Genomic DNA, 10937 nt, shown 5'->3' with positions numbered 1-10937 from the left:
TGCCGGATATCCACCGGTATGCTCCCTCCCCCGTGGGGGAGGGCTGGGGTGGGGGCAGCATACGTGAAAGAAAAACTGCAATTTATGAGCGGCATCATTCACCCCCACCCTAACCCTCCCCCGCTGCGGGCTTCGCCCTGCAGGGGAGGGGACAGAACTGCGCAAGGATTCAAATGGGTGTGTAAAAGCGGATTTTGTACAGGCTTTAAACAAACAAATTTCCACCCAACCAGGAGTTCTCCAAATGAACGAATACCGCCAAACCGCCGAAGCCATCATCGCTGCCGTCGGTGGCCGCGACAACATCGCCGCTGCGACCCACTGCGCCACCCGTCTGCGCATGGTGCTGAAAGACGAGTCCAAAATCGACAAGGCTGCGGTGGACGCCATCCCGCTCGCCAAGGGCAATTTCCTCACCGCCGGGCAATTCCAAATCATCCTCGGCACGGGGACGGTGAACAAAGTCACCGCCGAACTGCTCGATATTACCGGCGTCAAACAGGTCAGCACGCAGGAGGCGAAAGACCTCGGCGCGGCGAAAGGCAACCTGTTGCAGCGCTTCGTCAAAACCCTTTCCGACATCTTCGTCCCCATCATCCCCGCCATCGTCGCCGGCGGTTTGCTGATGGGCTTGAACAACGTCCTCACCGCGCACGACCTCGTCATCAAGGGCAAAACGCTGATTGAAGCCTACCCGCAATGGGCGGGGCTGGCGGAAATGATCAACACCTTCGCCAACGCGCCCTTCGTCTTCCTCCCCATCCTCATCGCCTTCTCCGCCACCCGCATCTTCGGCGGCAACCCCTACCTCGGCGCGGTGCTTGGCATGATCATGGTGCATCCTGATCTCACCAACAACTACGCCTTGGCGCAGGCGACCGCCGACGGCACCCTGCAATACTGGAATATTCTTGGCTTTAGCATCGCCAAAGTCGGCTACCAGGGTACCGTGCTGCCCATCCTCGTTTGCAGCTGGATACTCGCCAAACTGGAACGCAGCCTGCGCCGCATCATCCCGGCGAGCGTCGATTTACTGCTGACGCCACTGCTCGCCATCTTCATCACCGCGCTGCTCACCTTCACCATCGTCGGCCCCGCGACGCGCGACGCCGGTATCGCCTTCACCGACGCCATCCAGTGGCTCTACAACACCGCAGGCGTTCTCGGCGGCGCCATCCTCGGCGGCCTCTACGCGCCGGTGGTCATCACCGGGATGCACAACAGCTTCATCCCGGTCGAAACCCAGCTCATCGCCGACCTTGCCAACACCGGCGGCACCTTCATCTTCCCCATCGCCGCGATGAACAACATCTCGCAAGGCGCGGCCGCCTTCGGCGCGCTCTTCAGCACCCGCGACGCCAAACTCAAAGGCGTCGCCTCCGCCTCCGGCATCTCCGCCGTGCTTGGCATCACCGAACCGGCGATGTTCGGCGTCAATTTGCGCCTGCGCTACCCCTTCTACGCCGCCCTCATCGGCACCGCCTGCGCCAGCGCCTACATCACCCTCTACAAAACCAAAGCCGTCGCCCTCGGCGCGGCGGGCATCCCCGGCATCATCTCCATCGGCGCGCAATACCTGACGCCGTACATCATCGGGATGACGATCGCCTTTGCCATCACCTTCAGCCTGACCCTCATCTTCGCGCGCAGCCGCTACAACCCGGAACGCCTCGCGCCTGCCGCTGCTGCGCCAGTTGAAAACGCGCCTGCGCCCAAAGCCGCCGCACCAGACGCCGACCCCATCCCCGCCGAATGGCAAATGCCGCTGCAAGGCCGCGTTCTCGCCGCCAGCGACATCCCCGACCCCGCCTTTGCCGCGAACGCCCTCGGCGCCAGCTTCGCCATTGACCCGACGGGCGGCGATGGCATCGTCCGCGCCCCGGCAAACGGCAGCGTCGCCACCATCTTCCCCACCCGCCACGCGATAGGATTGGAAACCGACAACGGCCTGGAAATCCTCATCCACATCGGCATCGACACCGTCAAACTGAACGGCGAAGGCTTTGAAGTGCTGGTGAAAGAAGGCGAGCGCGTCGCCGCCGGACAGCCGCTGGTAAAAGTCGATCTCGCCGCCATCGCCGACAAAGTGCCGAGCCTCGTCACCCCCGTCATCTTCACCGCCTACGACGAAGGGCAGACCGTCGAAATTGAAAACGGCAGGCCGAAAATCGTGCATTAAAACATCTGCCGGTAGCGCAAAAGTAAACGTAGGGTGGGGCTTGCCCCACCACACTGACACGGCTGCGGAAACGAATGCACAAAATCCCGCCGATATGCTCCTCCCCCTGTAGGGGTGGGAGATTTTTCAATGGCAAATAACCCTATGCGCTCAACAAAAAGCCCGCCTTTGCGGGCTTTTTTTCGCATATCCTGCAAAGAAAATCCGCCCTCAAAAACATAAAAAATCACCTACAAAAACGACAAAAAACGTATCGCAAAAATAACCGCAAAAAACACCCGTCCGCCCCATAACCACGCCCATTGACGCCACATTAACACCTATTGAAAAATCAGGTGTTTTTGCAACCCTGTTACGGGCAGCCATCTCGCACCATGCTAGAATGGCATTCTCCCGTGAACAAAGACGGCGATAAACAGCCTGAAATGCCAGGCATCGAAACCGCCAATATTCCCCTATTCCACGGCGAATAACTTATAGAATAATTCCTGTCGCACAAGCGATATGGTTTTTATAAAACCGTCCATTCGCCCCGGCGAATGATTTTTGAAATCTGCAACAAACTGGAGAATCCCATGCACGAAAAACATATCCGTATCCTTGCCGTCGTCGCCACCTTTGCCGCCATTTGTATGTATGCTTCCTATATCTTCCAGATTCAGGCGAATCTCGCCGGGCATAAAGGCACCCCCGTCCAGCCGCTGTGCGCCGCCATTAACTGCTCGCTCTGGGTCGCCTATGGCTTGCTGAAAGAGGAGCGCGACTGGCCGATTGCCATCGCCAATGCCCCCGGCGTCATCCTCGGCATCATTACCTGCATCACCAGCTTTTAAGCTGCTGCCACAAAAAAAATCCGCCAGGCGAACCCGGCGGATTTTTTTTACGCGGCGCGCCTCACGCCAGCCGTTTCTTGAATGCGCCGAGGCAGGCGGTACTGACCGCGGTGCCGACGATAATCGCCAGCGCATACGCCCAGACGTGCACCACCGCGTTCGGGATGAAGAGCACGAAGATGCCGCCGTGCGGCGCGCGCAGGCCGCAGCCGAAGACCATGCTCAGCGCGCCCGTCACCGCCGAGCCAATCATCAGCGCCGGGATGACGCGCAGCGGGTCTTTTGCCGCGAACGGTATCGCGCCTTCGGTGATGAAGCTGAGCCCCAGCACGCCTGCCGCCTTGCCCGCCTGCCGTTCTTCTTCGGTAAAGCGGTTTTTGAAGAGCAGCGTCGCGCAAAAGATGGCGAGCGGCGGTGTCATCCCGGCGGCCATCGTCGCCGCCATCGGGCCGAGGACGTCCGAGGCAATCAGGCCGCTGGAGAAGAGGTACGCCGCCTTGTTCACCGGGCCGCCCATATCAAGCGCCATCATCCCGCCGAGCAATGCGCCGAGCAGCAGCGCGCTGGAGCCTTGCAGCGATTTCAGCCAGGTTTCCAGCGCGCTTTGCGCGTCGGCGACCGGGTGGGCGATGAAGTAATACATCAACAAGCCGATAAAGGCGGTGCCGACCAGCGGCAGGATAATCATCGGCTTGAGGCTGTCCAGCTCACGCGGCAGCTTGATGATTTTTGCCAGCCAGGCGACGAAATACCCGGCGATAAACCCGGCGACAATCGCGCCGAGGAAGCCCGCGCCGGTACTGGCGGCGATGTAGGCGCCAACCATGCCGGGGGCGATGCCGGGGCGGCCGGCGATGGAGTAGGCGATGTAGGCGCCCAGCACCGGCACGAACAGGGCGAAGGCGTCTTTGCCAATCTGGAACAGCGTCTGCCCCAGCGTGCCTGCGTATTCTTCTTTATAGATGTAGATGCCCTGGTCGCCGAACATGAACGAGCCAATGGCAAAGCCGAGCGCAATCAGCAACCCGCCCGCGACCACGAACGGCAGCATATGCGACACCCCGGTCATCAGGTGCTTGTAAACGCCGGTGCGCTCCGGTTTGGCGCTGGCACTCGCCGCCGCGTCGGCATCGCCGAAGACGGGCGCGGAAGCGAAGGCGGTGTTGATGACCTGCACCGCGTCGTTAATCGCCGCTTTGGTGCCGGTACGGTAGAGGCGCTTGCCCGCAAAACGGGCGGGGTCAACATTGGTATCGGCGGCGATGATGACCACATCGGCGCGGGCGATGTCTTCGGCGGTCAGCACGTTATCCGCGCCGACGCTGCCCTGCGTTTCGATTTTGACTTCATGACCCAGCACCTGCGCGCCCTTCTCCAGCGCTTCCTGCGCCATGTAGGTGTGGGCGACCCCGGTCGGGCAGGAAGTGATGCCGATGACGAACTTGCCCGTGGCGGCGGCCTGCGGCGCGGCACTCTCGCCGCCGGCGACGTCCGACAGCGCGCTGCGGATGTCTTCGGCATCGGTAGTTTTCGCCAGACGTTCGGCGACTTCCTCGTCGCCGACGACGGTGCTAAGGCGCTTCAGCACGGCGAGATGCTCATTGTCGCTGGCGGCGATGCCGACGATGAGGTAGGCGAGTTCGCCCTCGTCGTCTTCCCAGTCAATGCCGCCCGGCACTTGCAGCACGGCGATGGCGGTTTCCCTGATGAGGTGGCGGCTCTCCGGCGTGCCGTGCGGAATGGCGACGCCGTTGCCGAGATAGGTGTTCTCCTGCGCCTCGCGCGCGAACATCCCTTCGACGTACTCCGGCGCGACCTTGCCGTTTTCGGCGAGCAACGCCGCGACCTGGCGGATGGCCTCGTTTTTGTCGCGCGGCGTCGCGCCGAGGCGGATGAGGGAAGTGGTCAGTTGCATGATGTCTCCTGGTGGTTAAGGTACGGTTATTATGCGGCTTTTTCTTTAATAGCGTCAGTTTGACGTCCGCCGCTACGCCGCTTCCCAATCCTCGTCTTCCACCCGCAGCAACCGCGCCTCCAGCGCCGTCGCGCATTGCAGCAACAAGTCCCCGTCCTCCTCGCGGCAGACAAAACCCAGGCACAAATCGGGATTGTCGCCCTGCCAGCGCCACAGCGCGAGGCCGTAGCCGGAGAGCTCGCGCGCCGCCACCTGCAACAACCAGCGCGGGTCGCACTCAAACACCAGCGCCTCATCCTCCGCTTCCTGCACCCCGAAAAACACATCCGCCTGCCAGTTCGCCGCGACCATACGCAACTGCTCCACCAGCGAGAACACGTCCGGCCACTCCGCCGCAAATACCGCCTCGTCCCGGCCCAGTTGATACACCGCCCACATCAGCGGCAAATCCTGGTCGCGTGCCGCCTGCACCGCATCCCGCACCGCTTCCTGCTCCAGCGCGTCCGGCGCCGGTGTGATTAACTGCAACAGACGGCCAACCGCTGCCGCATTTGCCTCCACAACATTCATCAAAAACCTCACATTAAGAAAAACACGGCACACAAACCGCTGAAAAATCGACGGAAAAAACGAAACATGACAAAAACATCATTTTTACCCGGCAAAAGATGAACAACTATGTTACATTACCGCAATCTTGTAATTCGCACAGGAGTGTTTAACCCATGAAAAAAACCCTAGCCCTGCTATTGGCCATTGCGGCAACGCAAGCCACCGCCCGCACCACCTACCACGAAACCTATCGCGTGGGTGGCAACCAGACCGTCCCCGCCATCCGCAACCAGGGACAACTGACCGTCGTCCCGCCCGGCACGCCCATCATGCCGCCGAACGCCGCCGCCGCGCGCAGCCGCATCAACGTCCGCCCGCTCAATTTCAGCAACGGTCAGGCGCATATCTCCGGCTCCATTCGCGGCCTCGGCATCGCCGCCTACCACTTCAGCGGCAACGCCGGACAAACCATCCGCATGGTACCGAACAGCAAAAACTTTGCGATGGAATTTGCGCTGTTCAACGAAGAAATGGGGATGCGCTTCGGCTCGGTGCACACCCTGCCCTACAGCGGCAACTACGAAGTGCGCATCGTGCAGAACCACAAAAACGCCGCGCACAGCAAAAAAGCGCGCCCCTACAACGTCACCATCTACCTTGATGGCGGCGCAGGCGGTGCCTCACAACCGCTGCCCGTCCCGGCCAGCTATCCCGCCGGCGCAGGCGTCCCGGTTACGCGCCCCGCACCCGTGCCGGTACAGCCGATGCCCGCCCCCGTACCGGTTGGCGTACGTCCCGCGCCCGTTCCGGTTGCTGCCCCCGAAGAAGGCGAGGCGATGCCGGTAAAAAAGTCCGGCCCGACGGCGCCCGTCGCGGCAGCCGTCCCCGTTAAAGCCGCGCCCGCCGCAGACAGCGCGCCGCGCCGCCTGCCGGTCAAGGCCAATCCCGCCCCGGCAGAAGAACAGGCGGCGAATGATGCCGCGCCACAACCGCGTCGCCTGCCGGTGAAAGCCGGCGGAGAAGCCATTGACAGCGAAAGCGCAGACGCCGCGCAGGCCAAGAGTGGCAAAAACGGCAAGGGCAAAACGCGCAACTACCAATGCCAGAACGGCAAAAACCTGCGCGTCGAATACATCGGCATCGATACCCCCAGCCCGACCGCAGTCGTGCGCCAGGGCAAAAAAAGCGTGCGGATGCCGATGGACGAAGCGGCGAGCGAAGGCAAAAACCTCATCTTCAGCTCGGACGCCGGAATGCTGCACCTCGTCAAAACCGACGGCAACAACCTCGCCAAGGCCGAAGTCCTCTCCTTCGACCACAACGGCAAACCGATCGCCTTCTCCTGCAAACCGCGCTAACCGCGCCACACCATTCCATAGCCACGAAAAAGGATGCCTGCGGGCATCCTTTTTCGTTGTTTCGTTGTACCGTCATGCCCCGTTGCCTGCGGTATGATGCCCGCTCCCATCAACCCCAAAGGAGCCATCCATGAGCCAAACCGTTCGCGCTTACGCCGCCGCCTCCCCCACCAGCCCGCTGGCGCCGTTTACCTTTGAATACCGTGCGCCGCGCGCCGATGACGTCGTCATCGACATCCTCTACACCGGCGTCTGCCACAGCGACCTGCACACCGCGCGCAACGACTGGGGCGGCACCCTCTACCCGGTCGTCCCCGGCCACGAAATCGTTGGCCGCGTCAAAAGCGTCGGCAGCGCCGTCAGCAAATACCGCCCCGGCGACCTCGTTGCCGTCGGCTGCATGGTCGATAGCTGCCGCGAATGCGCGTCCTGCCAGCACCATCTCGAACAATACTGCGAAAACGGCGCGACTTTCACCTACAACAGCCGCGACCGCCACGACGGCCAGCCGACCTACGGCGGCTACGCGCAAAGCATCACCGTCAGCGATGCCTTCGTGCTGAAAGTGCCGGAAAACCTCGACATCAAGGCGGTGCCGCCGCTGCTTTGCGCCGGTATCACCACCTGGTCGCCGCTGCGTCACTGGAACGTTGGCGCGGGCAGCCGCGTCGCCGTGGTCGGCCTCGGTGGCCTCGGCCATATGGCGCTGAAACTGGCGCACGCCCTCGGCGCGGAAGTGTCGCTCTTTACCCGTTCGCCGCACAAGGCGGAAGACGCGCGCCGCCTCGGTGCCAGCCACATCATCAACTCCACCGACGCCGCGCAAATGGCCGCCGTCGCCAACCAGTTCGACCTCATCATCGACACCGTGCCCTACACCCACGACATCAACCCCTACCTGGCGGCGCTGAAACTGGACGGCACGCTGGTCTTCGTCGGCCTAATTGGCGCGACCGCCGAAACGCTCGCCACCGTGCCGCTGGTGCTGAACCGCCGCGCCGTCGCCGGTTCCCTCATCGGCGGCATCGCGGAGACGCAGGAGCTGCTCGACTTCTGCGGCGCGCACAACATCACCGCCGATGTGGAAATGATAAAAATGGCAGACATCAACACCGCCTACGAGCGGATGCTGAAAAGCGACGTCAAATACCGCTTCGTCATCGACATGGCGACGTTGTAACGCCCACTCCCGCAAAAACCGCCGCACCCCGGCGGTTTTTCACAGCCCCATTCATCCCCCAACCGGAACCCGCCATGAGCCAACTCCTCTGCTACAAAACCATGCCCGTGTGGACGAAAGACACCATCCCGTCCGCCGTCACCCACCAGCACAACACCCAGGCCGGTACCTGGGGCAAACTGCGCGTGCTCGCCGGTCGCCTCAAATTCCACGAACTGACGGAAGACGGCGCGACCATCGCCGCACACATCCTCACCCCGGAAAGCGATGTGTGGACGATTTACCCGCAACAATGGCACCGCGTGGAGCTGCTCGATGACGACACACAAATGCAGCTCGAATTTCACTGCGAACCCGCCGACTACTTCGCCAAAAAATACGGCATGACCCGCACCCATTCCGCCGTCGTCGCCGCGAGCGACACCGTGCCGCCGGGCAAGGCGCTTGACCTCGGTTGCGGTCAGGGGCGCAACGCGCTCTATCTTGCCCTCACCGGGCATGACGTCACCGCCAGCGACTACAACCCCGGCGCGGCGGAGAGCGTCGCCCGCCTTGCCGCGCAGGAAAACCTCGCCGTGCGCGCGGAAACCTACGACATCAACACCGCCGCCCTCACGGAAGACTACGACTACATCGTCGCCACCGTCGTCTTCATGTTCCTCGACCCGGAGCGCGTTCCCGCCATCCTCGCCGACATCCAGGCGCACACCCGCCCCGGCGGCTACAACCTCATCGTCTCGGCGATGAACACCGCCGACTACCCCTGCCAGATGCCGTTCTCCTTCACCTTCCGCGAAAACGAACTGCGCGACTACTACGCGGGCTGGAAATTCATGACCTACAACGAGGCGCCGGGCAATATGCACGCCACCGACGCGAGCGGCAACCCGATTCGCCTCAAATTCGTCACCATGCTGGCGCAGAAACCGAGCTAAACCAACGCTCATGCAAAAAAACGCCGCATTCCGCGGCGTTTTTCATGAACGCGACAGCGCGTTGCCGTATGGCGTCGCCTGCCGACATCAGCACGACGGGCGCATCTTGCACCCTCGCCCCGGCGGCGGCATCGCAGACGGCGCATCGGCATAACGCCGCATCCCGCCGCCTTCCTGCAAACCAATCAGCGCCCCCGCGCCGCGGCTGAAATAATGCCCGATGACCAGCGCGGGGCCATCGTCAAACGACACGCGCAGCGCATCGCCCTCACGCACCGTCTGCAAACGTGGCGGCGCAAAGCCGGTCGCCTCGTCGCTGAACTGATAATACGCGCCGCCCACCGCCTCAACATAAAGCGGCGCGGCAGCCGTGTCGATGAAGAACAGGTCGAGCGTCACACCGCTACGACTCTTCAGAATCAAAATAATACAAGCCATATCTCGTTTCGTGTTTAAGGAAAGACACTTAACCACTAGCAATGACCTTGCCAAAAACATTGCCCGGACTGCATAAGTTTTACCAAAAACACCACCGCGCCAGTCAAAACCTCGCGCCTCGCCAAAATAGCCCTTGGCGACCGTGATTTATCGCGCGCTCGCCAGCCATTGCTGTACCTGCTCCAACGCTTCTTTTGCCTTGTCGCCTTGCATGACGAACAAAATACCGTCGCGTTCGCGCCCGCCCTCAAGCGAAAGCGCGTCGCCAATTTGGCAATCGCGACAATAGCGCTGCATATCGGTAAGACTGCTGCCGATGCCATAACCAGCATGAGTATTGAACGGCATAATTTTCTTGCCGCTTAAATCATGAGCGGCGAGAAAACTTTTGACCGGTGGCGGCAATTGCATTCCCCAAGTCGGAAAACCGACAAAAATGCGCTCATATTGCACCAAATTGGCAATATGTGTTTTCAGTGGTGGCAAATAGCCACTTTCATTTTCACGCTGTACTTGCTCAACGATAGCGCGATAATTTTCGGGATACGGCTTTTCCAGTTCGATAGCGACCAAGTCGCCGCCGGTTTCCGCCGCAATCATTTTCGCAACCGCTTCGGTATTATGGCTGCGGCTCAAATAGACAATCAAATCTTTGGCAAAAACTTGTGGCATGGCGGCAATGATTCCCAGCGATAAAAGTAGCGGCTTAATCATTTGTCCAATCCTTTTGCCTGCAGCCATTGGGCGAGGTGTTCAGCGACTTCCGCATTGTTCAAATCCTGCATCGGGAAATGGGTATTGCCCTTGATGCCCGCCTGCGGCAAATGAATTACGGTAACGTCGCCGCCATGTTTATTGACGGTATCCGCCCATTGTCGTGCCAGCGCGAGGCGAATGCGCCATTGGTCTTCGCCCTGAATGTCGGAAGGCTGGTCGCTGATATTGTCGCCGAAATAAATCACCACCGGCATTTGGGTCAATTTGGCAAAATCTTCCTTGCTGACTTTCGCTGGCAGAATATCGCCAAATTTGCTTTCGATGGTGGGCGGTACTTCGCCTTCGGGGAAAGGGAAATTGCCCGGCTCATAGGCGACAATTGCCTTGATATGCGCTGGGCTTTTAATAGCGGTCATCCAGCCGACGATGCCGCCCTGGGAATGGGTAATCAAAATACCGTCACCGGTGCGCTCAAACAATGCCTTGAGGCTGTCGGAAACAATGCCCGCATCAAATGCAGCGGTATTGGGTGTCATCTGGCGGAAAAATTGATTGAGCGATGCTTCGTCTTGCGGGAAGGCAACACCGTCAAAGAATTTCGGCCAAATGCCGATGCGGAATTGTGCAAACCAGAACTGGTCATCCGGCGTGGCGGCAATGGTGCCATCCACGGTACTGCGCCCGGATTGTCCGCGCCGGGGCTGGTCAATCAGATAAACGGGATAGCCTTTACGCAAAAAGATTTCGTTAAATCCGGCGCGGCCATCCGGTGTAGTTTGCCAGGTACGCATCGATTGTCCCGCGCCGTGCAGAAAGACCAGCGGCAGTTT

Annotated in this window: 10 protein-coding genes; 5 read left to right on the top strand and 5 right to left on the bottom strand. The window is 60.8% G+C overall.

From position 1 onward, the window contains the following. Positions 1-244 precede the first annotated feature (244 nt). Together Q0349_RS08485 and Q0349_RS08480 are read left to right on the top strand one after the other, a co-directional pair. Complete coding sequence (locus Q0349_RS08485; protein WP_298080431.1) at positions 245-2179, top strand: sucrose-specific PTS transporter subunit IIBC; 1935 nt, start codon at positions 245-247, stop codon at positions 2177-2179. A 575-nt stretch (positions 2180-2754) separates the two neighbouring features. Then, positions 2755-3012, top strand: a complete 258-nt coding sequence (locus Q0349_RS08480; RefSeq protein WP_298080430.1) for a SemiSWEET family transporter — start codon at positions 2755-2757, stop codon at positions 3010-3012. 61 nt (positions 3013-3073) lie between these two features. Here Q0349_RS08480 and Q0349_RS14130 read toward each other — a convergent pair whose 3' ends face one another. Continuing rightward, positions 3074-4927, bottom strand: coding sequence for a fructose-specific PTS transporter subunit EIIC (locus Q0349_RS14130; protein ID WP_366916296.1), 1854 nt, complete (start codon positions 4925-4927; stop codon positions 3074-3076). Positions 4928-4999: 72 nt separating this feature from the next. Then, positions 5000-5497, bottom strand: coding sequence for a hypothetical protein (locus tag Q0349_RS08460; protein WP_298080432.1), 498 nt, complete (start codon positions 5495-5497; stop codon positions 5000-5002). A gap of 155 nt (positions 5498-5652) precedes the next feature. On the opposite strand from Q0349_RS08460, the gene Q0349_RS08455 reads away from it, so the two are divergent. From Q0349_RS08455 to tehB, 3 genes are all read left to right on the top strand, one after another. Beyond that, complete coding sequence (locus Q0349_RS08455; RefSeq protein WP_298080429.1) at positions 5653-6837, top strand: MliC family protein; 1185 nt, start codon at positions 5653-5655, stop codon at positions 6835-6837. A 130-nt stretch (positions 6838-6967) separates the two neighbouring features. After that, a complete protein-coding gene (locus Q0349_RS08450; RefSeq protein ID WP_298080428.1) occupies positions 6968-8017 on the top strand; it encodes an NAD(P)-dependent alcohol dehydrogenase in 1050 nt (349 codons plus the stop codon). Positions 8018-8091: 74 nt separating this feature from the next. Further along, the gene (gene tehB, locus Q0349_RS08445) at positions 8092-8952 is read left to right on the top strand and encodes an SAM-dependent methyltransferase TehB (RefSeq protein ID WP_298080427.1); all 861 of its coding nucleotides are present in this window, start codon (positions 8092-8094) and stop codon (positions 8950-8952) included. A gap of 87 nt (positions 8953-9039) precedes the next feature. Here the strand turns inward: tehB and Q0349_RS08440 are convergent, their stop codons facing one another. The 3 genes from Q0349_RS08440 to Q0349_RS08430 form a co-directional block, all read right to left on the bottom strand. After that, positions 9040-9390, bottom strand: a complete 351-nt coding sequence (locus Q0349_RS08440; protein ID WP_298080426.1) for a hypothetical protein — start codon at positions 9388-9390, stop codon at positions 9040-9042. A 147-nt stretch (positions 9391-9537) separates the two neighbouring features. After that, a complete protein-coding gene (locus Q0349_RS08435; RefSeq protein WP_298080425.1) occupies positions 9538-10131 on the bottom strand; it encodes a flavodoxin in 594 nt (197 codons plus the stop codon). Beyond that, positions 10101-10937: alpha/beta fold hydrolase (locus tag Q0349_RS08430; RefSeq protein ID WP_298080424.1), on the bottom strand; the 837-nt coding region annotated here is incomplete at its 5' end. The genes Q0349_RS08430 and Q0349_RS08435, both read right to left, overlap by 31 nt.

This window comes from uncultured Cardiobacterium sp. (assembly GCF_938028185.1).
Lineage (GTDB): Bacteria > Pseudomonadota > Gammaproteobacteria > Cardiobacteriales > Cardiobacteriaceae > Cardiobacterium.
Note: the sequence above shows the minus strand (reverse complement) of the source record. Positions and strands in the feature narration are given on the sequence as shown.

Excerpts from the sequence above, each read along its gene's own strand:
- Q0349_RS08485 (WP_298080431.1), top strand. The coding sequence starts at position 245 with ATGAACGAATACCGCCAAACCGCCGAAGCCATCATCGCTGCCGTCGGT.
- Q0349_RS08480 (WP_298080430.1), top strand. The coding sequence starts at position 2,755 with ATGCACGAAAAACATATCCGTATCCTTGCCGTCGTCGCCACCTTTGCC.
- Q0349_RS14130 (WP_366916296.1), bottom strand. The coding sequence starts at position 4,927 with ATGCAACTGACCACTTCCCTCATCCGCCTCGGCGCGACGCCGCGCGAC.
- Q0349_RS08460 (WP_298080432.1), bottom strand. The coding sequence starts at position 5,497 with ATGAATGTTGTGGAGGCAAATGCGGCAGCGGTTGGCCGTCTGTTGCAG.
- Q0349_RS08455 (WP_298080429.1), top strand. The coding sequence starts at position 5,653 with ATGAAAAAAACCCTAGCCCTGCTATTGGCCATTGCGGCAACGCAAGCC.
- Q0349_RS08450 (WP_298080428.1), top strand. The coding sequence starts at position 6,968 with ATGAGCCAAACCGTTCGCGCTTACGCCGCCGCCTCCCCCACCAGCCCG.
- tehB (WP_298080427.1), top strand. The coding sequence starts at position 8,092 with ATGAGCCAACTCCTCTGCTACAAAACCATGCCCGTGTGGACGAAAGAC.
- Q0349_RS08440 (WP_298080426.1), bottom strand. The coding sequence starts at position 9,390 with ATGGCTTGTATTATTTTGATTCTGAAGAGTCGTAGCGGTGTGACGCTC.
- Q0349_RS08435 (WP_298080425.1), bottom strand. The coding sequence starts at position 10,131 with ATGGCTGCAGGCAAAAGGATTGGACAAATGATTAAGCCGCTACTTTTA.